13 protein-coding genes are annotated in these 22,801 nt (G+C 68.5%); 2 read left to right on the top strand and 11 right to left on the bottom strand.

Annotation, left to right across the window (positions count from 1 at the left end; all coding sequences use genetic code 11):
- Positions 1-68: 68 nt before the first annotated feature.
- A complete protein-coding gene (locus ABZ552_RS03345) occupies positions 69-227 on the top strand; it encodes a hypothetical protein (protein WP_168434190.1) in 159 nt (52 codons plus the stop codon).
- A 174-nt stretch (positions 228-401) separates the two neighbouring features.
- Here ABZ552_RS03345 and ABZ552_RS03340 read toward each other — a convergent pair whose 3' ends face one another.
- On the bottom strand, positions 402-3,743 hold the full coding sequence (locus ABZ552_RS03340; protein WP_281881245.1) for an arabinosyltransferase domain-containing protein: 3,342 nt from the start codon (positions 3,741-3,743) through the stop codon (positions 402-404).
- A 219-nt stretch (positions 3,744-3,962) separates the two neighbouring features.
- On the opposite strand from ABZ552_RS03340, the gene ABZ552_RS03335 reads away from it, so the two are divergent.
- Complete coding sequence (locus ABZ552_RS03335; protein WP_281876716.1) at positions 3,963-4,460, top strand: peptidylprolyl isomerase; 498 nt, start codon at positions 3,963-3,965, stop codon at positions 4,458-4,460.
- A 68-nt stretch (positions 4,461-4,528) separates the two neighbouring features.
- On the opposite strand, the gene ABZ552_RS03330 is transcribed toward ABZ552_RS03335, so the two are convergent.
- From ABZ552_RS03330 to ABZ552_RS03285, 10 genes are all read right to left on the bottom strand, one after another.
- Positions 4,529-6,073: an acyl-CoA carboxylase subunit beta gene (locus tag ABZ552_RS03330; RefSeq protein ID WP_281876714.1), complete on the bottom strand. Its 1,545-nt coding sequence runs from the start codon at positions 6,071-6,073 to the stop codon at positions 4,529-4,531.
- Positions 6,070-11,340 carry a polyketide synthase Pks13 gene (gene pks13, locus ABZ552_RS03325; RefSeq protein ID WP_357435396.1) on the bottom strand — a complete coding sequence of 1,757 codons (5,271 nt, stop codon included), beginning with the start codon at positions 11,338-11,340 and terminating at the stop codon, positions 6,070-6,072. The genes ABZ552_RS03330 and pks13 overlap by 4 nt, the downstream gene beginning before the upstream one ends.
- Before the next feature lie 111 nt (positions 11,341-11,451).
- On the bottom strand, positions 11,452-13,365 hold the full coding sequence (gene fadD32 / locus ABZ552_RS03320; protein ID WP_195085007.1) for a long-chain-fatty-acid--AMP ligase FadD32: 1,914 nt from the start codon (positions 13,363-13,365) through the stop codon (positions 11,452-11,454).
- Positions 13,366-13,555: 190 nt separating this feature from the next.
- Positions 13,556-14,599, bottom strand: a complete 1,044-nt coding sequence (locus tag ABZ552_RS03315; protein WP_159844753.1) for an LLM class F420-dependent oxidoreductase — start codon at positions 14,597-14,599, stop codon at positions 13,556-13,558.
- Between the two features lie 170 nt (positions 14,600-14,769).
- The gene (locus ABZ552_RS03310) at positions 14,770-15,756 is read right to left on the bottom strand and encodes a cutinase family protein (protein ID WP_281876709.1); all 987 of its coding nucleotides are present in this window, start codon (positions 15,754-15,756) and stop codon (positions 14,770-14,772) included.
- Positions 15,753-16,247, bottom strand: a complete 495-nt coding sequence (locus tag ABZ552_RS03305) for a DUF732 domain-containing protein (RefSeq protein WP_281876708.1) — start codon at positions 16,245-16,247, stop codon at positions 15,753-15,755. The genes ABZ552_RS03310 and ABZ552_RS03305 overlap by 4 nt, the downstream gene beginning before the upstream one ends.
- 146 nt (positions 16,248-16,393) lie before the next feature.
- The gene (locus ABZ552_RS03300; protein WP_281876707.1) at positions 16,394-18,190 is read right to left on the bottom strand and encodes an alpha/beta hydrolase-fold protein; all 1,797 of its coding nucleotides are present in this window, start codon (positions 18,188-18,190) and stop codon (positions 16,394-16,396) included.
- 221 nt (positions 18,191-18,411) lie between these two features.
- Positions 18,412-19,452, bottom strand: a complete 1,041-nt coding sequence (locus ABZ552_RS03295) for an alpha/beta hydrolase family protein (protein WP_281876706.1) — start codon at positions 19,450-19,452, stop codon at positions 18,412-18,414.
- Positions 19,453-20,331: 879 nt separating this feature from the next.
- Positions 20,332-21,393 (bottom strand): alpha/beta hydrolase family protein, encoded by a 1,062-nt coding sequence (locus tag ABZ552_RS03290; protein ID WP_357435392.1) that lies wholly within the window; start codon positions 21,391-21,393, stop codon positions 20,332-20,334.
- Positions 21,394-21,698: 305 nt separating this feature from the next.
- On the bottom strand, positions 21,699-22,766 hold the full coding sequence (locus ABZ552_RS03285) for an alpha/beta hydrolase family protein (RefSeq protein WP_281876704.1): 1,068 nt from the start codon (positions 22,764-22,766) through the stop codon (positions 21,699-21,701).
- Positions 22,767-22,801 lie beyond the last annotated feature (35 nt).

Below are 22,801 nucleotides of genomic sequence, written 5' to 3'. Positions count from 1 at the left end.
GAAATGTGCTCCCACCTGTGGCTAAACATCGGAGGACGAATCAGTTCCGTGGCCTTAATCTGATTGCCATGACAACGGCATTCGATGAAATGGATCTGCGCGATCTTGTCGGACTGCTCAGCGAAGAGGAACAACGGGAGCTGCGGCCTGCGGTGCTGCGCGTGCTCGGCCGCCTCCCTTCGCAAGAGGTGCTCCGGCGCGAGCTCGGTCTTCGGCTGAAGGTCTGAGCGCCCGGTTTCGCACCGGCGAAAATACGGCAGGGCCGCCGCGCAGGATTCGCCTGCGCGGCGGCCCTGTGTCTGGGTGGCTATCCCGTGGCCGATTCGCTGACAGCAAGACGGCAGGGCCGCCGCGCGGGGTCAGCTCCTACGCGGCGGCCCGGGCTACCGGGTTGACCCTGATCAGAACACCCGCATGCTGCCTGGGGACCAGAAGCCGGAGCGAGTGGCGGTGCCGGTGTCCAGCTTTGCCGGGACGGCGTTGCGGTCGTACTGGTCGTAGCGCTCCAGCGAGCCCCAGTCGCGCGCCCAGTCGTCCTTCAGGTAGGTCGGCACGGTCGTCGACTTCGCCAGCATCTGCGCGAAGCCGAGGGGACCGCCGAACTCCTCGGCCTGCCAGGTGTTCGTCGAGCTGATGGCCAGCGGGCGGTCCGGCAGGATGCGGTAGCCGGGCACCTCGGCCACGCCGTTGCGGTGGTCGAACGGACGCTGGCAAGGGAACTGCAGGCCCACGGCCCAGTCCAACAGGATCGGTTGCTGGGAGCCGAGCAGGCTGTTGAGCGTCTGCAACTTCGGCATCCGCGGCGGCGTGAACGCCAGCCACTGGTCCCCGATCAGGATCGGGTCGTTGGCGACGATGCGCACCGCGTCGGCGTCGGGCGCGATCTCGTCCAGCGGCACCCGCAGATTGCGCCAGGACGGGAACGGGCCGATGTCGCGCGGCAGGTAGGTGCCGAGCTTCTGCACGCTGCCGTCGGGCTGCCGCTTGCCGTAGTCGACGGTCAGCGACTGGCCGTACTTCATCGCGCCGGTGTCGTCGAAGGAGAGGATGCGACCGGCGGCCGAGATCACCACCAGCGGCTTGTCCGCCGAACGGGCCGGTAGCTGGTACCAGCTCGAGGTGACGTTCGCCGGCTGCTGCACACCGTTCTGGTAGCTGCCGAGGATCGGCGTGGTCGCCGGGTCCAGGCCGAACGGAAGGGCGACCGTGGAGCCGTTGACGCCGCGCGCGCCCTGACCGCCGCCGGTGCCCGCGCTCTGTCCCTCCGCGAACGCCGCGCCGACCGACTGGGTGGAGGTGTTACCGGTGCCCGGCTTCACCTCGACGCTGTCGGCGGACAGGTCGTTGGGCACGCCGTTCGGATCGAAACCGACCGGGTCGACGCCGGCCAGGGGGTCGGACGGATCGGTCGGCGGGTGCGCCGGGTCCACGATCGGCTCCAGCCTGCCGCCGTTCGGGTCCGGCTCCACGAGCACGTCGTTGGCCAGGCCGCAGGTGCTGCCGCCGAGCGCGTCGACGTTCGACCGGGCCAGCGAGTACGCCGGGTACTGCGAGACCGCGCCCTTCACCAGCGAGAGCACCTCGAGCGCGACCATCAGCGCGGCGACCACGGTCAGCGGGATCGCGGCGAACCGGCGGATCCGCCTGCCGCGCGCCGTCTTCGCCGACGGCTGCGGCTTGGTGTAGTCCTCCCGCAGCGCGTACCAGCCGACCAGCGCCAGCGCCAGTCCGAACAGGACGAGCATGAGGGTGTTCGACTGGTAGCCGTGCAGCGAGATCCGCTTGTCGAACCACGGCACGCCGAAGCTGGACACGTACCAGTAGCCGTTGATGCCCGAGAACGCGACCGCGAGCACGAACAGCAAGCCGGCCAGGAAGATCGCCCGATTCTTGCGGGCCCGCAGGGCGCTCGCCGAGACCGCGACGGCCGTGACCGCCGCCAGCGAACCCGCGATGCCCGCGTACGCGCCGAAGTGGTGGGTCCACTTCGTCGGGTTGAACATCATGAAGAAGATCGTCCCGAAGACCACGCCCATCAGCCGCCAGGTCGGCCCGCTGGCGATGCCGGGCACCTGCCTGCGCCGCAGCAGCACGAGCATGGTGGTGAACAGGCACAGCAGCATCACCAGGAAGGCGAAGCGGCGCGAGAGCGAGCCGTCGACGGTCTCCACGAACAGGTAGTAGTAGCGCAGGTAATCCTCGTACCAGGCCAGGTTCGGCCCGGTCACCTGACGCACCCGGTTGGCCTCCTGGATGCCCGCGAAGGTCTGGTCGGTGTAGACGGCCGTCAGCACGAGCACGCCCGCCGCGGCGATCGGCGCGAGCAGCGGCAGCGTCGAACCCCACCGCCCGGCGCCGAGCGCGGCGAACTGCCGGTGCTTGCGCACCACGATCCGCACCATCGGCCGGATACCGGCCAGCAGCGCCGCCACACACATCAGGCCGGTGGGCGCCGCCGCCAAGGTGAACGCCGCGACCAGGACGGACACCGCGGCGGGCAGCAGCCGTCCGGTCGCGATGGCCCGCTCGATCGACACCCAGGTCAGCAACGCGCCGAGCGCGACGATCGGCTCGGAACGCAGCCCGTTGTCGAACGGCAGCCAGAACGCCAGGAACACCAGTCCGCCGGTCCACAGCGCCACCTTGCTGGTGCGCACCCCCCGGCCGAGGCGGGGCACCACCTCGCGGCTGATCACCAGCCAGCACAGGATCGCGCAGGCCAGCGCGGGCAACCGGACCCAGGGACTGGCGGTGGAGATCTCCGAGAAGATCTGGATCACGTAGTAGTACCAGCCGAACGGCGCCTCCGGCACGCCGTACCAGCGGAAATAGTTGGCCATGTACCCCGCGTGCGGAGCGACCCGGACCATGCTGAGGATGTAGCCGTCGTCGGAGGTGTTCGCGCCCGCGAAGTGCCATAGCAGCAGCGTGCCGACCACCGCGCCGTCCGCCCAGGTCGGCTTCAGCCAATTCGCGGGCAGGAACCGGCGGTGCCCGCGCCCGTCACTGCTGTCGAGCCGGGCCAGCGCCGCGAGGGCGATCAACGTGCACAGCACCGCCGCGACCATCGCGATCAGCTTGATCGCGGTCGGGCTGGAGGAGAAGCGGGTGTCCACCGTCATGTCGAACGACAACCCCGCGGGCGCCGCGCCCTTGAGGTCGGAGAACACGCCGACCACCTGGGGCCGCAGATCACCGCTCAGTTGCCCCTCCACCGGCACGGTGGCCGACTCGGTCGTCCCGGGCGCCGCGCCCTCGACCGGCCGCTCCACCTGCCTGGTGAGGCCGTTGAAAACGGCGTAGGTGCGTTCGCTGTCGGAGCTGATGCTCAGCGACGTGCACTCGCCCATGCGGCTTCGGTCGGCCGAGACCACCACCGCGTTGCGGTCGATGACGTCCACCGAGGTGTCCGACACCCGCACGAACATGGCCTCCAGCGCGGCCCGATCGCCCTGCGGCGGCGCGGTGGCCAGCAGCATGCCGCCGCGCTCGGGCAGCTGGGCGATCGTCTCGCACGGGATCGTCGCCGTCAGATCGATCGGGACCTGGGACAGCAGCGGCGCCTGGACATTGCCGAGCGTCCCGCTCTGCGGCCACTTCAGTACCGCGGTGGTCTGTGCGACCGGCAGAAAGGGAGTCGCCAGCGCGAACAGCGCGCCGAGCAACCCGGCGACCAGCGCGATGAGCCGGGCGGTCCGGAAATCGCTCGGGGCCACCACCGGGGCGGCGGGGGGTTTCGTCAGAACAGCGGTTGCGGCGTCGGGCACGGTTGGCAATGCTAGCTGCCCGTCTGTCCGCGCGGGCGTCGCGCCGCCGGGAGAAATCGCGGGTCCTCAGTATGTTCGGAGCCGACTGCCAGAATGGTGTGCCGACGAGCCGGAAAATTCGCGTCGGCCGCCCCGCGGACGGCCAATCGACCCCGTCCTGCTGACCGGCGCCGACCACAATGGAAAGGTGGGCGTATGACCAAGGTGAATCTCTCGACGAACTACGGATCGATCGTGCTCGAACTGGACGATCAGAAAGCGCCGAACACGGTGCGCAACTTCGTGGATTACGTGAACGCGGGCCACTACAACGGCACGATCTTCCACCGCGTCATTCCCGGCTTCATGATCCAGGGCGGCGGCTTCGAGCCCGGGCTGCGCCAGAAGGGCACGAAAGACCCGATTCAGAACGAAGCGAACAACGGCCTGAAGAACGACAAGTACACCGTCGCGATGGCCCGTACCAACGACCCGCACTCGGCCACCGCGCAGTTCTTCATCAACGTCGCCGACAACGCCTTCCTCAACCACTCCGCGCCCAACCCGGCGGGCTGGGGTTACGCCGTCTTCGGCAAGGTGACCGAAGGCACCGACGTGGTCGACAAGATCGCGGGCGTCGCCACTTCCTCGGCCGGCATGCACCAGGACGTTCCGGTCGACGACGTCGTTATCGAATCCGCCGGCATCAGCTGACGATTCGGCGCACACGACGCGAATCGGGCCGCGCCCCACAAGGGTGCGGCCCGATCGTGTTCGGGGTGCTACAACGGCAGCAGGTGATGCTTGCGCGGACTGCGGGGAAGATCCTTGTCCCGCAACAACTGCAGCGCGCGACGGATCTCCAGCCGGGTCGCCGCCGGCTCGATGACCGCGTCGACGTAGCCACGCTCGGCGGCCACCCACGGCGTCGCCACGGTGGCGTTGTAGAAGTCGATCATCTGCTGGCGAATCGCCGCGCGCTGGTCCTCGGGCGCGGCGTCGATCTGCTTGGCTCCGATCAAGCTGACCGCGCTCTCGGCGCCCATGACGGCGATGCGCGCGGTGGGCCAGGCCAGGTTCACGTCGGCACCCAGCTGCTTGGAGCCCATCACGGCGTAACCGCCGCCGTAGGACTTGCGGATCACCACCGTGACCTTCGGCACCGACGCCTCCACGTAGGAGAACAGGAACCGTCCACCGCGCTTGATGACGCCGATCTTCTCCTGCTCCACACCGGGCAGGAAGCCGGGCGTGTCGACGACGAACACCAGCGGGATCTCGAACGCGTCGCACAGGCGCACGAAATGCGCTGCCTTGTCCGAGGCGCGGGCGTCCAACGCGCCCGCGTACACCATCGGCTGGTTGGCGACCACGCCGACGCTGCGCCCGTCCACCCGGGCGAACCCGGTGATGACGTTGCGGCCCGCCGACGCGCCGAACTCGTGGAAAGCGCCGTCGTCGAAGATGCGCACCAGGATCTCGTGCATGTCGTACCCGGAGTTGTCGGCGTCCGGGACGATCGAATTCAGCTCCAGGTCGCTGTCGGTGATCTCCGGCTCCAGACCCGGGTTCACGATCGGCGCCTGCTCCTGGCAACTGGTCGGCAGGTAGCTCAGGTATTCGCGCACCCACTCGAACGCGGCCGTCTCGTCCTTGGCCACGTGGTGGATGTTGCCGTATTCCGCCTGGCTGCGCGCCCCGCCGAGTTCCTCGAGGCTCACGTCCTCGCCGGTGACCTCGCGGATCACCTTCGGACCGGTGACGAACATGTACGCCTCTTCGGTCGCCACCACCACATCGGTGTTGATCGGCGCGTAGACGGCGCCACCGGCGCACTTGCCGAGGATCATCGAGATCTGCGGCACCAGGCCGGACAGCGGCTCCTGGCGCCGGCCCAGCTCGGCGTACCAGGCCAGCGAGGTCACCGCCTCCTGCACGCGCGCGCCGCCGGAGTCGTTGATGCCGACCACCGGGCAGCCGACCTTGGCCGCGTACTCCAGGATCCCGGCCACCTTGCGGCCGAACATCTCGCCGACCGAACCGCCGTAGACCGTCTGGTCGTGCGAGAACACCGCCACGGGCCTGCCTTCGACCAGGCCGTGCCCGGTGACGACGCCGTCGCCGTAGAGCGCGGCGGAATCGCCCGGCTTGCGGACCAGCGCACCGATCTCCACGAAGGTTCCCGGATCCAGCAGCATGTTGATCCGGTCGCGGGCGCTGGGAATGCCTTTCTTCGCCCGCTTGGCCACCCCCGCTTCACCCGCCGGCTCCTGCGCCAGTTCCAGGCGCTTACGCAGGTCGGCGAGTTTTTCGGCAGTCGTGCTCACTTGGCCCCTTTCGCCTCGATCGCGGCGAGCTTCGCGGCCAGGTCGGCTCCGATCTTCCCGATCCGCGGTTCGTCGATGATCTGCAGGTGGTCGCCGGCGATGTGGACGACCTCCAGATTCGGAATGTATTCGTCCCAGCCCCCGTTCGGCACCCGATCGGCGAAACGTGGCTCGAGCTCGATCATCCCGTCGTGATAGCGATCGGCGAGGTAGAGCACGACGTTGCCGTCGTAGTGCGAGGGGCGGGTCCGGGCGAGGTGCCGGCTGTCGATCCACGAGGTGCGCTGGTGTTCGAGCACACCACCGGGAATCTTGGTGCCGCTGATCTTGATCAGGTCACTGATCATCTTGAACTGCTCGTCGTCGGAGGCCGCGGCGAGCGTCTCCAGCTGTTCGCGATCCAGTTCCCCGTCGACGCCATAGGTCTTCTTGGCGAAGGCCTGATAACGCTCGATCCGGCGCACCCGCTCCTCGGGGCTGTTGTCCTCGCCCTGCGTCGGGATGGCCAGGTCGATCAGGCCGACCGTGCGCACGTCCGCGCCCTCGGCGCGCAGCAGCTGCGCGGTCTGCATGGCCAGCACCGCGCCCAGCGACCAGCCGTACAGCACGAACGGACCGTCGCCCTGGATCTTGCGCAGCTCGGGCAGGTACTGGCGAGCCCGCTCCTCGATCGAGCCGTCGACCCGTTCGAAGCCGTACATCGGCGTCTCGGCGGGCAGCCGCTTCAACAGTGGCTCGTACACCAGCGTGTTGCCACCCGACGGATGGAACACGAACACCGGCACGGCGTTCGAGCCCTCGGCCCGGGGCCGCAGCGGACGGACGAAACCGTCCACGTCCGCGCCGCTGTCCTGCAGGGTGCGGACGATGTCGGCGAGCTGCTCGATGGTCTCGCAGTCGAGCACGTCGTCCACGGTGACCTCGGCCTTGACCCGCTCGGTCAGGCGCGCGGCCAGCTTCTCCGCGGTGTCCTCGTCGAGGATCGGCAGCGTGTTGAAGATGCCTCCGGCCGACTTACCGGTGACCACCGCCCAGGTGGCGAAGGTCAGGCGCTCGGCGGCGTCACGCGGCGGGACGTCGTCCTCGTCGGCGGACGGCTGCGCGCCGCCGAAGACGGCGGCGGGCGTGGCCGGTGCCGGTGCGGTGTGGGCGACCGGTTGCGCGACGGGAGCCGTATCGGGCCGGGCAGCAGTGGTTTCCGGCGCGGCGTCCGGCGTTGTGGGCGCAACGCCCGCGACAGCGGCGACCGGATCGCCTCCCGTGGCGAGGGCCTGGCGAGCGGTGGCGATGAAATCGGCGTCGACGGCCAGCTCCCCCGTGCCGCCCGCCGCCTTGTCGGCGGCCTGCTGATCGGCCATCGCCTGCACCTCGTCGCGGTGCTCGATCGCGTACCGCAGCACCTTGCCGACCTCGTGCAGGCTGGCGTCCCGCACGGCCTGCACCTGCAGCTGCGGGATGTCGAACTCGTATTCGACCCGGTTCTTGATGCGCATCGCCATCAGCGAGTCCAAGCCGAGTTCCATCAGCGGGATCTCCATCGGAAGATCCTCGACCGCGTAACCCATGGATTCCGCGACGATCAGCGCGAGCCGCTCCTCGACGGTCTGCGTGCCGTTGGGATCCCACCGGTCACCGAAGGTCTCCACGACCTCGAGGTCGGCCTCGCTCTGCGGCTGCGCGGCCGCCGCCGGGACCGGCTCGGCCACAACGGGTTCGGGCAGCGGGGCGCCGGAGGTCACCACCGCGTCGAACACCAGGCGGAAGACATTGCCTTCCTTGGCATGGACCTGCACCGAAGCGCCGCCGGGATGCGGGGTGAGCGTGGTGGTGAGCGTGCCCGCCGCCGGGATCGGCGCGTGCGGGATCGCCGCGCCCAGCGACACGTCGCTGAGCACCTGCGCCGCCGCGGCGCGCACCAGTCCGGCGAGATCGGTCACCGAGGACGCCTGCACCTCCCAGACGTGCCTGCCGTCCGGCAGCGCGACGTGCGCCCCGGGAACCCGGCCGTTGCCGCCCGCGGACAGCCGCACCTTCGGCCAGTACTCCTTGCGCACGAACGTGGTGCGCGGAACGTCGGCGTAGTCGCCCGGGCCGAGCAGCGAGAACAGATCGACCTTGTGCCCGTGCACGTAGAGCTGGGCGAGCGCGGCGATCACGCCCGCGGACTCGTCCTCCTTGCGCTTGAGCGTGGGGATGAGCTGCGCGTCGTGCACGCCCGCGGCGAAGGTGGTGCCCAGCACCTGCATCAACGCGACGGAATTCGGCGCCAGCTCCAGGAATGTGGTGTGGCCCGCGTCCACCGCGAGCTTCACCGCGTTGGTGAAGTACACGCTGTGGCGCATGTTCTTGACCCAGTAGTCCTCGTCGTGGATCGGGTCGCTGCCCGCGCGGAAGAACTCTTCCTTGTGCACCGTCGAGTACAGGCCGGTCTTCAGCTTGGTGGGCTCGATACCGGCCAGTTCCGCGGCCAGCTCGCCGAGCAGCGGATCCATCTGCGAGGTGTGGCCCGCGCCGCGGGTTTGCAGCACGCGAGCGAACTTGCCCGCCGCCTCCACCTGCGCGACGATCGCCGCCACCTGATCCTGCGGACCGCCGATCACCGTGTTCGTCGGCGCCGCGTACACCGCGACCTCCACGTCCGGGTAGTCCGGCAGCAGGTTCGCGACATCCTCGGCGCTGTACTCGATGAGCGCCATGTTGCGCACGTCGTCGTCGCTGATCATCTGCTCGCCCTCGCCCATCAGGCGAGAACGGGCGCAGATCACGCGCACCGCGTCCTCGAGCGAGAGACCACCGGCGATGTACGCGCCCGCGACCTCACCCATCGAGTGCCCCACCACCGCATCGGGTTCCGCACCGTGCGCGCGCAGCAGCGCGGCCAGGCCGATCTGGATGGTGAAGATGCCGACCTGCGAGGTGCCGACGTTGTAGTCCTGGCTGTCGTCCAGGAACAGCTCGCGCACCGAGTATCCGGCCTCGTCCTGCACCAGCTCGTCGACCTCGTCGACGGCGTTGGCGAAGATCGAGTTCTCCAGGTAGAGCTGCTTGCCCATCTTGCGGTGCTGCGCGCCGAAACCGGCGAGCACCCACATCGGGCCCATGGCCGCGGGTGCGTCCGCGGTGAAGACGCCCGGACCGGGCTTGCCCGCCGCGATGGCGCGCAGCCCGGCGATCGCCTCCTCGTGCGTCTTGGCCAGCACCACACCGCGCGAACGCCAATGGCTGCGCTTGGCCAGTGACCGCGCCACATCGGCGAGCGGCGTCCGCGCGCCCGCCTCGGACTCCAGCCAGTCGGCCAGTTCGGCGGCGGCCCGGCGGCGCCGGGAGGGCAGGTAACCCGACACGGGCAGGATCTGGGGCAGCGGCTCGGTGCGCTCGGCGGTCCATTCGACGGCGGGCGCGGCGGCTTCGGCCGCCACCTCGGCCGCGGCGGCGAGGGCATCGGAGGCCGCGGCGGCATCGGCGGTCTCGTCCAGCGCGTCCTCGTCGAACTGGGTCTCCAGCTCGGAGAACGGGGCCTGGTTCTCGGCCGCGTCGGCGGCAGGCGTGTACTCCTGCACGACGACGTGCGCGTTCGTGCCGCCGAAACCGAAGCCGGAGATGCCGATGGTGGCCTTACCGCTGTAGCGGGGGAACTCCGTGGGCTCGTCGACGATCTTCAGGTGCGCCTGGTCCCACGGGATGTACGGGTTCGGCCCGGCGTAGTTGATGTTCGGCGGAATGACGTTGTGCTGCAACGACATGATCACCTTCGCCAGGCTCGCCGCACCCGCGCCGGACTCCAGATGACCGAAGTTGGTCTTGGCCGAACCGAGCAGCGCCGGCTTGTCGGCTTCGCGGCCCCGGCCGACCACCCGGCCGAGCGCGTCCGCCTCGATGGGGTCGCCGATCAGGGTGCCGGTGCCGTGCGCCTCGATGTAGTCGACGGTGGAAGGCGCGATGCCCGCGTCCCGGTAGGCGCGGCGCAGCACCTCGGCCTGCGCGTCGGGGTTCGGGGCGAGCAGGCCGTTGGACCGTCCGTCGTTGTTGACCGCCGTCCCCTTGATCACGGCGTAGATCGTGTCGCCGTCGCGCTCGGCGTCCGCGAGGCGCTTGAGCACCACCAGACCGCCGCCCTCGGAACGGACCATGCCGTCGGCGTCGCTGGAGAAAGCCTTGATGTGCCCGTCCTTCGCGACGCCGCCGTTGGCGTCGAAACCGAGCGTGGCCATCGGCGCGAGCAGCATGTTCACGCCACCGGCCAGCGCCAGATCCGCGTCACCGTTGCGCAGCGCCTGCACCGCCTCGTGCACCGCCACCAGCGTCGAGGAGCACGCGGTGTCGACGGACACCGAGGGACCGCGGAAGTCGAAGAAGTAGGAGACCCGGTTCGGGATGATGGAGCTGACGCTGCCCATGATCGCGTAGGCCTCGGCCGACACCGGCACGTTCGGGTCGCGCTCGCTGCCCAGCCCGAGCGCCGCGAGCAGCATGAAATCGTTGCCCGACGAGCCGATGAACACGCCGACCGGCTCGCCCTTGAGTTCGCTGGCCGGAATCCTGGCGTGTTCCAACGCCTCCCAGGTCAGCTCCATCATCAGGCGCTGCTGCGGATCGACCCGCTCGACCTCGACCGGCGACATGGCGAAGAACTCGGCGTCGAAGCCCTTGACGACGTCCTGATCGAGGTAGCCGCCCTTGGTGTTGGCGTTCTCGATCGCCTCGGCCAGCTGCGGCTCCTCCAGGAACTCCGACCATCGTCCTTCGGGCCGTTCCCGGATGCCGTCACCGCGGCCGATGAGGAACTCCCACGTCGACTCCGGGGTGTCGCCCGCGCCGGGCAGCCGGGTCGACAGACCCACGATCGCGATGTCGTGCGCCTCGCCCGGGCGGTAGCCCGCGGTGTAGAACGCGTCGTCGGAGGATTCCTCCGGCAGGTCCGGCTCGCCGTTGATGATCCGCTCGGCCAGCGAGGCGATGGTCGGATGCTGGTACACGATCGTCGCGTTCAGCATCACGCCGGTCAGTTCCTCGATGTCCCCGCCGAGGGCGATGGCGTCACGCGAGGCGAGCCCGAACTCCTCCATCGGCCGGTCCACGGTGATCTGCTCGATCGGTTGCCCGGTCGCCTCGGAGACCCAGCGCCGCAGCCACTCGCGCAGCTCCGCCACCGACATGTCGGTCTGCGGGCCGCCCTTCGCGGACTCGGCCGGGGCCGCCGCGTCGGCGACGGTCTCCACGGGCGGGGTGTCGGTCGTCTGGGTGGGCGTGCCCTCGTTGTCAGCCATCAATTCCTCAAGCTACCTGTCTGCGTACCGGGCGTACCGTGAAATGACGCCCGGCGCGTGGGAAGGTCGGCGCCGAGCGTCGATGGTCGGTCCGAGGCCGCCCCTGAGCAATTACTCTTCCGGTGCATCGGGGAAAGCCTGCTGGGTGTAACCACCCCGCAGCGTTCCCTCCAGATAGGCCGCCCGGCAGGCGCGGCGGGCGATCTTGCCGCTGGAGGTGCGCGGGATCGACCCGGCGGGCACCAGCAGCACGTCTCGAACGGTCACGCCGTGGCGCTGCGAGATCGCCGCGCGCACCGCGTCGGCGATGGGCAGCGGATCGGCCTTGCCCGCACCCGGACCCCGCTCACCCACGATGACCAGCTGCTCGGACGCGTCGTCGGCGTCGAACTGCAAGCCGGAATGGCTGCCCTGCTCGAACACCTCGGCCGGGAGCTGGTTGGCGGGCACCGAGAACGCCGCCACGAAGCCGGGCCGCAGCGCGGTGCTGGCTTCCTGCGCGGAGAACTCCAGGTCCTGCGGGTAGTGGTTGCGGCCGTCCACGATCACCAGGTCCTTGACCCGGCCGGTGATGTACAGCTCGCCCTCGAAGTAGACGCCGTAGTCGCCGGTGCGCATCCAGTTCGCGTCCGGCGCGGTGCCCTCGGCGTGGCTGCCCTCGGGGAGGCGCTCGGTGACCTTGTTCTGGAACGTCGCCGCGGTCTCGTCGGGACGACCCCAGTAGCCGATGCCCATGTTGTTGCCGTGCAGCCAGATCTCGCCGACGTGCCCGTCGGGCACCTCGCGGCCACCGCCGGATTCCACGGACTCCGGATCGATGATCGTCGCCCACTGCGACAGCGCGACGTAACCGCAGGACACCTGGGCGATCGCGTCCTCGTGGCTCTGGTCGACCTTCACCATCCGTCCCGCGTTGAGCTCCTTGCGGTCGACGTAGGTGACCTTCGCCTCGTCCTCGGCCTTGGTGGCGGAGACGAACAGCGTCGCCTCGGCCATGCCGTAGCACGGCTTGATGGCGGTCTTGGGCAGGCCGTAGGGCGCGAACGCCTCGTTGAACTTCTTCATCGACGAGGTGGTCACCGGCTCGCTGCCGTTGATCAGGCCGATGACGTTCGACAGGTCCAGCGACTCGCCGTTCTTCGGCAAACCGCGCGCGGCGGCGTGCTCGAACGCGAAGTTCGGTGCCGCGGCGAAGGTTCCGGCGCCGTCGGAGACCGCGGCCAGCTCCTTGATCCAGCGGTACGGACGGCGCACGAACGCGCTCGGCGACATGATGGTGATGTACTTGCCGCCCACCGCGGGCAGGATCACCGTCAGCAGCCCCATGTCGTGGAACAGCGGCAGCCAGGTGACGCCGCGCGAGTTCCAGTCCAGGTTGATCGCGTCGACCATCTGCAGCAGGTTGGTGCCCACCGCGCGGTGCGTGATCTCCACACCGGCGGGCACCCGGGTGGAGCCCGAGGTGTACTGCAGGTAGGCGATGTCGTCGATCGCGATGTCCGGGCGCACCCAGCTCTCGCCGACGCTGTCGGGAATCGCGTCCACGGCGATGATGCGCGGACGCTGGGCGGCGGGCAGCGAGCGGAAGAACTGCCGGACCCCGGCCGCGGAGGAGCTCGCGGTCAGGATGGCCGAGGGCTCACAGTCGCCGAGCACCGCGTGCAGGCGATCGGTGTGGCCGGGCTCGTCCGGGTCGAACAGCGGCACCGAGATGGTGCCCGCGTAGATCGCGGCGAAGAAGGAGATCACGTAGTCCAAGCCCTGCGGCGCGAGGATCGCGACCCGGTCGCCCGGGTTGGTCACCTGCTGCAGTCGAGCGGCCACCGCGCGCAGCCGAATACCGAACTCACGCCACGTCAGCTCCTGTGCCTCGCCGTCGCGCTCGCGCGAGTAGTCGATGTAGCGATACGCCAGGGTGTTCGCGTCGTTCCGGGTGTGCTTCTCGACGTGATCAACCAGGGTGTGATCCTCGGGAATGCGGATGTTCCCGGTTTCGTCCAGGTAGTCGTCGAAAGTCTCTTCCATTCCTTCTTCTCCTCCGAGGCACACGCAGCAAGACGGCGAGATCGCCGCTTTTACCTGTGAGGCCCCGACTCGCTTTCGCCCGCGGGTGCTCCAAGTGCAGAGCCAGCCTGCAGATTTTGTGCGGTCTGCGCGGTGACCGCTTATCGGCTAGATGTACTCAAACCAGAGTCATGTTACAGAGAAGACCGGCTCACTCGTCCCGCAGCAGGGGAATAACGGGGGCGAACGCGTCCATCTGGGTGGGGAACACGCCGACATAGGACATCGAGGTGAGTTCCCGCACACGGCGGATCTGCTCGGCGATCTCCTCGAATGTCCCGATCGCCACGTAGGGCGAGTTCAGGATGTCCTCGACGGACAGCTGAACGTCGACCTCCAGGTTCGGGTGCAGTCCCCGGTCCAACGCCGACAACGCCATCTCCGCGGTCTTCTCGCGATCGTCGGTGATCACGACGGCCGTGATGGCCCAGTTCAACTCGATGTCGGCGAACCGGTCTCCGGCGGCCTCCTTGATCAGATTCACCTTTTCCACGGCCTTCTCGATGGTGATGCCGGAGAGGAGGCCCTTGCCGTTCTTGGTGGTCACCGGAACGACGGAGATGATGTCGGCGTGCTTGGCGGCCAGGCGCAGCATCTTCGGACCGCCACCGCCGGTACAGATCGGCGGGCGCGGGCCCTGCCGCGGCCGCGGGGTGCCTTTGATGCCGCGGACCTGGTAGTGCTTGCCTTCGAAGGTGCACTCCTGGCCGCGCAGCAGCACGTCGAGAATGGTCAGCGCTTCGTCCAGCTTCTCCAGCCGGACACCGGGCGACTCGTAGGCGATGCCCGCGTTGTCGAACTCCTCCTTGATCCAGCCCGCGCCGAGACCGACCTCGAGCCTGCCCTTGGACAGCACGTCGATGGTCGCCAGGTCCTTGGCCAGGACGACGGGGTGGCGGAAACCGTTCGCCAGCACCGAGGTGCCGAGCCGGATCCGCTCGGTGGCCTGGGTCAGCGCGCCGAGCGCGGCGATCGGCCCGATCTGCTCGCCGAGGTGATCGGGCACCACGAAGGTGTCGAAGCCGTACTCTTCGGCCTGCTGAGCGGTCTGCACGAACTTGCGCGCGCCGCCCTCCTGCTTGTTTCCCTCGCCGGCCGCCGCGAAGCGGAACGGGCGCAACGGAGTGCCCAGCGCGGACAACGCAGCATCCGCGTCACGGCTCGCCGTGGTGGCCGGTGCGGCGGCTTCTGTCATGAACTCATGCTCCTGGCTGTAAGGGGAGTACGGGCGCGACGCCCGCCCTCGGGCTGCGCTGCGGTGGTGTCCGGCGTCGCGATCACCAGCGCACTTTACAGCGTGGTACCCACCTCGAGTTGCGCTTGTCACGCCAAGGGGGTGCGGGGTATCTCACGGACTGTGAATTTTCACGAATGGGCCGGATGCGGCGCTGCCTCGATCAGGCCCGCCGCCCAGTTGGCCGTCCACTGCGTGGCGGTGGTGCCGTCGCCGTCCACGACGAAACTGTTGTAAAGGGTGTGCACGGGGTTCCCCGCCGCCCGGACCAGCGTGTTCACACTGCCCACGATGTTCCAGGGACTCAAGGCCTCCCGTGGTGCGTCGCAGATCAGATCGCCGGGCGCGCACATGGTGTAGGTGCGGTCGGCCAGTGCGCCGAACCCCCCTTGACGGGGACCGGTCATCGTGATGCCGGGCACGTTCAACCCCTTCAGCGCGACTTCGGCACCCACACCGGGCGGCGGTGTGCCGATCTGGATCGCCTGCCCCGGGCCGTTCTCGCCGGTACGGCGTCCGTCGGCGATCAACGTCACGCCCAGCACCAGATCGGCGGGCACGGGACCCTTGCCCGCGCCGATCTGCGCCGCGACGTCCCCCACGATCACCGCGCCCTGGGAGAACCCGGCCAGCACGTAGGTGGTCAGCGGGCACTCCTGGTGCCGTGCTGCCATGGTCTCGACCATCCGCGCCGTGCCCTCGGACCGGCTGTTGTTGTAGGACTGCTGGCCGTCCGGCGGGATCGCGATCGGATTGGAGAACTGCGCGACGTACGGAACGGTGTACACGTCCACGCGCTCGCTCGGGAACCGCTGGGCGATCGGCCCGGAGACGTTCAGCATCAGCGACACCGGGTTCGCGGTGGGATTGTGCGGGTCGTCGAAACTGTTCGACTCCCACGTTCCGGGCACGGAGATCATCTGCACGTCCGGGCAACTGGCCGGCTGGGAAGTCGGCCGCTCCGGCGGTTTCGGTCCCGGCCCGGGCGGACGCAGACGTCCCGCGAGCAGGTACCACAACAGCAGGACCACCAGGACGATCAGCAGGACCACGCCGATCACGACCAGACATCCCGCCGGCTTGGACCGGCGGGAGGTCGAACGAACGCGCGAACTCACTGGCAGTACGTGGCGCGAGCGGTGGAGATGTAGATCTGCCCGGCCTTCTCCACCGGCATCTTCGCCGGATCGAAGGACGGATCGGAACCCGCCATCGCGTTGACGAACGTCATCAGATCCTGATCGGACGCACCCGCGGCGGTGCCCTGGCAGACATACGCGCCGATGCTCAGCGCGATGTCCGGGCTGGACGGGGTGACGCCCTGCTTGGCCAGCTCGTCCAGGAACTTCTTGTCCTTGTCGGTGAGCTTCGAGGTGTCCGCGGGCGGGACGGCTTCGGTCGGCACCGGCTGCGGACGCTCTGGCGCCACCGTCGTCGTGGGCTGCTCCGGCGCGGGAGCGGGCTGACCGGTGTCGGCGGGCGTCGATGCGGCCGGCGACGTCGTCGTCGCCGTCGTGGTGCGGTTGGGCGTCGTCGGCGTGCTCGTCGCGGTCGAATCATTGTCGCCGCACGCGGCGAGCAGGCCGGTCGCGGCTATCGCCACAACCACGCCGAATACCTTTCCACGGGTCCGATGCATGAATTCTTGTCCTCGATCTGTCGCTGAGCGGGGTCGGGTCGCCCCCCAGGCTAGCTGGGTCTAATTTGCCGCGCCCGCGGCCGGTGCCGTCAAGAGTTCGGCGATCCGACTCTTCGTCACAAGCTGTGCACCTCCGGTTTGCCGTCGCGGAGGGTGATGAAGCCGCCCTGGAAGTTCTGCTGGACGCCGTCGGAGATGGGGAACTCGTCGCCGGTGGGGTAGCCGAGTTTGCCGTTCTCATAGCCGGTCTCGCGCCAGGCGTCCAGTATCGGGCCGTTGCGCACGGCCCAGGCGCCCGAGACCGGGCTCCAATAGATGTTGCCGCCTTCGAATCGGCTGTACCGGCCCAGGTCCTTCAGCGGCTGCTCCTCCGCGACGGGGAAGCCGAGCGGGCTGTTCTCGAAGCCCAGCTGGGCGTACTTGCCCAGGATCAGTCCCTGGACGCGGTGCACGCCGGTGGACTGGCTGTAGTAGAACGGACCGTTCTCGAAGCCTTGCACGGCGCCGTCGCGGCTCGGCGTCTTGACCTCCGGTCCGATCGGGTAACCGGCGGGGCCGCGTTCGAACCCCTGCTTACCCCACTCGTCCAGGATCGCGCCGCGCACCACGTGCACGCCGGTCTGCGGCGTCCAATACAGCGAGCCGTTCTGGAAGGACTGGAACCTGCCGCGGCCGTCCTCCAGCGCCCGCTCCTCCCCCGTCGGCAGCCCCAGCGGACCGGTGGGACCGGCCGCGGCTTGATAGCCCGCGCCGAAGAAGCCGACCGGGTACGCCCCGCTGTCCGGCGCGTAGAACACCCGGCCGCCCTTGAAATCCTGCGCGGTTCCTCCGGCCACCGCGTATTCCCCGGTCAGGCATTCGCCGAGCCAGCTCGCGGCGGCCGCCACCGGACCGATCGCGCCGCCCGGCTGGCAGGCGGGCTTGCCCTGGTCGACGCCCAGCGCGGAGGCGGCCTGATTCCAGGACTGGCGCATCTCGAAATCCCAGTACGGCCAGGAATGGGTGCCGGACGGGCGATAGTTCACCTGCGCCGGAATGGCCAGCTTGGCCAGCTTGGTCACGAAGTTCTGCGAGGTGAGCCGGGACAGGATCTCCAGCCCCATGCCCGCGACGTTCGTGCTCACTCCGGGTATGCCGAGAGCTTGGTCGTAGGGTCCGATCGCGCCGCTGCCGCTGGAGATGTAGAGGCTGACGCCTCGCAGCTTGTCGGCCAGCATGTAAGGGTCGTGCGCCTCCCACTCCGGGCCGGTCTGCGGGCCCCACATGGCGGCGGCGTCGTAACCGCCCGCGTCGCGCATGGCGAACTCGATGGCTTGCGGCATGCCCAGCGTCGTCGTGGTCAGGAAGCCGGAGTACGAGGCGGCATGCCGCACGAAGCCGGGGTTGCGGGCGGCGAGGAGCATCGCGGCCGTGCCGCCCATCGAGAGCCCTTCCATGCCGCGCACCGGCGTCGCCCGCCAATGGCTCTCCAGCAGCGGCGGCAGCTCCTTGGTGAGAAAGGTCTCCCACTTGTAGGTGCGGCCGTTGTCCGGCTCGAGCCAATCGGTGTAGAAGCTGGACTGCCCGCCGACCGGCAGCACGACGGTGACGTTCTTGTCGGCGAAGAAATCGACCGCGCCCGCTTCCTTCGTCCAGCCGTTCTCGTCGTCGGTCGCGCGCAGGCCGTCGAGCAGGAAGAGAACGGGGAACCGGGCTTCCGGGCGGGCGTTCCAGTCCCGGGCCAGCAGCAACTGGACCTGGATCGGCACGCCCATGGACGGCGAGGTCACCCAGAGGGCGACGCGGCGGTCGCTGAGCCACTGCACCTTCTCCAGCGCGGGCGCGGCCGCGGCCATCGCGGGCTCCGCGCCCGCGGGCGCCTCGACGGACGTACTCGCGGCTAGGGGGATCACCAGTGCGGTGGCGAGCAGCATGAGCCGCTCGCGTGCCGAACGAGCGACGAGGCGCCCGCGTATGCCACAGCTACCGCGCGTAATCCCTGTCACAAAAGCTTTGTACTCCCGTTATAGCGACGTTTACGGGAGACACGCGCTGTCCAGCAAACTATGTTCGCCGGCACGCGATCGCGCCTGGCCCCGAACGCAATTCAGGCCGCACCGAAGCGGTGCGGCCTGAATGCGAAGGGGGAATCAGATCACCAGGCGCCGGTGGCGTCCAGGATCATGTTGCGCGAGGCGAACAGCTGGCCCTCCCAGTACTTCCAGGAGTGCGTACCGGCGGCCGGGAAGTCGAACCGGGCCGGGATACCCAGCGAGTTCAAGCGGGCCTGGAACGCGCGGGTGTTCACCAGCGAGAGGGCCTCCAGCGCCATCGCGTTGCCGGTGTTGAACACGCCGACCGCCGAGTTCGGCTGGTCGAACTGACCCGGCAGACCGCTGGCGGCCGAGATGTACATCGGCAGGCCGCGCAGCTGCGGCGCGAACACGAACGGGTCCATCCGCAGCCACTGCGGGCTCCACGGCGCGGCCATGGAGTCCACGTTGTAGCGGCCGGCGTCCAGCATCGCGATGCGGATCGCCTCGCGCATGCCCGGCGCGGAGATGTTCAGGTAGCCCGAGTAGGAGGCGGCGAACTTGAACTGGTCGCGGTGGTAGGCCGCGAGAGCCAGCGCCGCGCTACCGCCCATGGACAAGCCGACGACCGCGTTGTTGGTGCGCGAGACGCCGTAGCCCTCCAGGAAGGCCGGCAGCTCCTTGGTGAGGAACGTCTCCCACTTGTAGGTGGTCTTCTGGCCGTTCAGGTTCGACGGTGCGTACCAGTCGGTGTAGAAGCTGGACTGGCCGCCGACCGGCATCACCAGGGTGATGTTGTCGTTCCCGAACTGCTGCAGCGCGTTGGTCTCGAACGACCAGGCGTTGCGGTCGTCGCGGGCGCGCAGACCGTCGAGCAGGTACAGCGCCGCGTTGCCACCGCGCGCGGCCCACTGCACCTGCACCTTGATCGGGCCCATGCTGGAGGGGACCATCAGGTCCTCGAAGCCACCCGCGGGCGCTCGCAACACCGGCGCGTGCGCCGACGGCGCCGCGGTGGCGAGCGTCGGGGTCGCCAGACCTGCGGCGATCGGAAGCGCCGTAACGGCGGCACCGACAGCCAGAATTCGACTACGCCAACCGCGAGCCGCGCCTCGCCGTCCCGACTGTGTTCTCTTCGGCGCGGCCGCCCTGCCGAAACGCATGAATCCTGCTCTCTTTCTGCTGTTGTGGTGCCACTCGCCGCCCTAGGGGCGAAGCGGCACCCGTGTTGCCAACGAGACGCGCGTCACGGACATGGTCCCGACAATCCGACACCCATGACGGCGCTACAACGATCTGGTCACACTTGCGCTCGCTGGACGATATTCGACGGCCCTCGCTTTAGCAAGATCCGTGGTCTTTCCACTGGCGAAATCCGTCCGTTCGCGCAAGGTAATGATGCGGTGACCTTATCGCGTTCTCCCGGTGATGTCGTGTTGGAACGCAAGATATTTGCTCTCCTGGCGAGAACTGTCACCGCTCCGAGATCTTCGCAATCCCGGCATCCGCCACGCCCCGGATGTCGACCCTGGGACCAGCCCCTGTGGTCGAAGCGACTCCCGCTACCCCAGTGACCGCACCGTGATCACATCCGATATCTGCCGTGATAGCCACCGAGAATACGTCTGGCAAATGCCTTCGAGCACCATCTACCGCTCTGTAGCGATCATTCAGCAAACATCGCGCGGTTCGCACGGCACGGTCCCCGAAGTCGCCCCACGTGCCCCCTAAGGCACGCGCCCACTCCCCCTAGCTCGTTGCCTCAACCCCCTACCCTGCTCAAAGGCCCACCCCGAACCCCCACTAACTACACAAAACCCGAACAAATGCCCCCGACCAAGTGCACACCACAAAGCGCAAGACCCCCGCACTGCCCCCGGGGCGGGAGTCTTACGAGTGACGTTCGCGGCCCGGCTGGTGTCAGAGCGGACGAAGCGTATGCGCCACAAGCGCGAGTCTCGTCCGCCCTGACACGAGCCGTGAAGGGGCCGCGAACTCCCAGCGCCGCAGGCGCTGGAAAACAATCACAGCCGCAAATCAACTCAGCCGATGTTCGCCGACATATCGGGGATCATTCGCATGGCCTCGTCCGCCCAGTTGTTCCAGGCGTGAATGCCGAACGGCGGGAACGAGTAGACGGCGTTACCGCCGCCCAGGGTCGCCATCCGGACCTGGAACGCGCGGGTGTTCGCCAGCGCCAGAGTCTCCAGACCCATGCCGTTGAGGGTGTTGAAGCTCGGCGGGTCGGAGGCCGAGGGCAGGCCGCTGGCCGCGGCGATCCACAGCCGGGTGCCGTTGCGGATCAGGTTGGGCGCGAAGACGAAGGGGTCCATCCGCAGCCACTGCGGGCTCCAGGGTGGCGCCATCGAGTCGACGTTGTAGCCGCCCGCGTCCAGCATGGCGGCGCGGATCGCCTCGCGCATGCCCGGCGCCGAGTTGTTCAGATACCCGGAGAACGAGCCCGCGAAGCTGAACTGATCCGGGTGGTAGGCCGCCATGGTGAGCGCCGCGCTGCCGCCCATGGACAGACCGAAGGCGCCGTTGCGGTAGGGATTGAACCCCAGCCGGTCGCGCAGCGCCCAGCGCAGGTTGTTGGTCAGGAAGGTCTCCCACTGGTACCGGTAGCTCTTGCCCGGACCGCCCGCGAACCCGTCGAGCCCGCCGGAGCCGGTACTGGAGCCCGAGCCGGCCGGAACTCCGAAGAACTCGCTCGGCGCGATCCAGTCGGCGTAGAAGCTCGACATGCCGCCGACCGGCATCACCACGTTGATGTTCTGGCTCGCCAGGACTTGCGGGATGTTCGTCTCGATCTCCCAGCCGTTCAGCGTCTCCGGCGCCCGCATGCCGTCCAGCACGTAGACGACGCGATTGGTGTTGCCGTCCGCGGCGCGCAGAATCCGGGTCTTGATCGGGCCCATCCCGGAATCGACCCAGAAATCGAAGGCCGCGGGGTCGAACGCCGCCGATGCCGTGGCGCCGGAGCCGCCGATGGCCGTGCCGAGCGGCAACAGCATCGCGACGGCGACGCCAAGCACAGACCGTCGCAACCACGAACCGGATGTTCCAGACCTTCCGGGCCCGCGCTTCCCGCGCGCACTACGCATCACAGTGGACCTTTCCCTCGGGCGGCCGATTCGGCAAACTCCTAGCGATCTCTACCGATCCACACCGAGTGGCGAGTACGCAGCGTCTATCGAGAACCGGGACGAATCGAACTCGGTGCATGGTGAACAGGTATCAATCGACAACGAATGCCTTCATGTTGCTGGATGGTGATCCAGACCACAACTACCGAAGCCGTTTTCTCTTCTTATTCGTTGCCTAAGTACCCACGGACGCCCGCGTAAACGCCGAAAGACCGCCCTGCGCCGGTGACGCGGAGCGGTCTTTCGTCGCTGCTGCCGGGTTACTACCCGATGTTCGCGGACAGATCCGGAATCATCCGGTAGACCTCGTCGGCCCAATAGTTCCAGTTGTGCACACCCACGGCCGGGAAGTCGTAGGTGACGTTGTTCGCGCCGAGGGTGAGCATGCGAACCTGGAACGCGCGGGTGTTGGCCAGCGCGAGCGCTTCCAGACCCATCGCGTTGAGCGTGTTGAAGCTGATGCCGTCCGCCCCACTCGGCAGACCGCTGCCCGCGGAGACCCACAGGCGGGTGTTGTTCGCCTTCAGTCGCGGCGCGAAGACGAACGGGTCCATCCGCAGCCACTGCGGGCCCCACGGCGGTGCCATCGCGTCGATGTTGTAGCCACCCGCGTCCAGCATGGCCACGCGCAGCGCCTCACGCATGCCAGGCGCGGAGATGTTCAGGTAGCCGGAGTACGAACCGGCGTAACGGAACTGGTCGGGGTGGTAGGCCGCCAGGGTGAGCGCCGCGCTGCCGCCCATGGACAGACCGAACACGCCGTTGCCGTTGGGGTTGAACCCGAGCCGGTCGCGCAGCGCCCAGCGCAAGTTGTTGGTGAGGAACGTTTCCCACTTGTAGGTGCTGGTCTTGCCGGGGCCGCCCGCGGAACCGGTCAGCAGGCCGGAGCCCGAGTTCGCCGAACCGGTGGAGGACGAGCCCGCGCTGCCCAGGCCGAAGAAGTCGCTGGGGCCGTTCCAGTCGGCGTAGAAGCTGGACTGGCCGCCGACCGGCATGACAACGTTGATGTTCCACTTGGTCAGCTCGCGCGCGACCTCGGTGTCGATCTCCCAGCCGCTCAAGTCGGTGCGCGCCCGCATGCCGTCCAGCGCGTAGACCACGCGCCCGGTATTGCCGTCCGCGGCGCGGAAGATGCGCGACTTGATCGGCCCCATTTCGGAATCGACCCAGAAGTCGAAGCCATCCGGATTGAACGCGGCGGAGGCCGGGGCGGCAGGGCCTGCCACCGACACCCCGAGCGGTAGCAGAACAGCCAGCGAAACCAGCATGGATCGCTTGAGCCAGGAACCTGCTCTTCGAGTTTTAAGACGACGCCCGATCACGCCTCGCATCAGTTTCAACCTTTCGTTTCACAAGCGACAGCGGC

Origin of the sequence: Nocardia sp. NPDC019219, from assembly GCF_040632645.1 — a bacterium.
GTDB classification, from domain to species: Bacteria; Actinomycetota; Actinomycetes; order Mycobacteriales; family Mycobacteriaceae; genus Nocardia; species Nocardia sputorum.
The sequence above is the reverse complement of the archived record's forward strand: the minus strand, read 5'-3'. Positions and strand labels throughout refer to the sequence as shown.

Bases quoted from the DNA above. Each gene is read 5' to 3' on its own strand.
- ABZ552_RS03285 (WP_281876704.1), bottom strand. From the start codon at position 22,766: ATGCGAGGCGTGATCGGGCGTCGTCTTAAAACTCGAAGAGCAGGTTCC.
- ABZ552_RS03300 (WP_281876707.1), bottom strand. From the start codon at position 18,190: ATGCTGCTCGCCACCGCACTGGTGATCCCCCTAGCCGCGAGTACGTCC.
- ABZ552_RS03315 (WP_159844753.1), bottom strand. From the start codon at position 14,599: ATGACAGAAGCCGCCGCACCGGCCACCACGGCGAGCCGTGACGCGGAT.
- pks13 (WP_357435396.1), bottom strand. From the start codon at position 11,340: ATGGCTGACAACGAGGGCACGCCCACCCAGACGACCGACACCCCGCCC.
- ABZ552_RS03295 (WP_281876706.1), bottom strand. From the start codon at position 19,452: ATGCGTTTCGGCAGGGCGGCCGCGCCGAAGAGAACACAGTCGGGACGG.
- ABZ552_RS03345 (WP_168434190.1), top strand. From the start codon at position 69: ATGACAACGGCATTCGATGAAATGGATCTGCGCGATCTTGTCGGACTG.
- ABZ552_RS03335 (WP_281876716.1), top strand. From the start codon at position 3,963: ATGACCAAGGTGAATCTCTCGACGAACTACGGATCGATCGTGCTCGAA.
- ABZ552_RS03290 (WP_357435392.1), bottom strand. From the start codon at position 21,393: ATGCGTAGTGCGCGCGGGAAGCGCGGGCCCGGAAGGTCTGGAACATCC.
- fadD32 (WP_195085007.1), bottom strand. From the start codon at position 13,365: ATGGAAGAGACTTTCGACGACTACCTGGACGAAACCGGGAACATCCGC.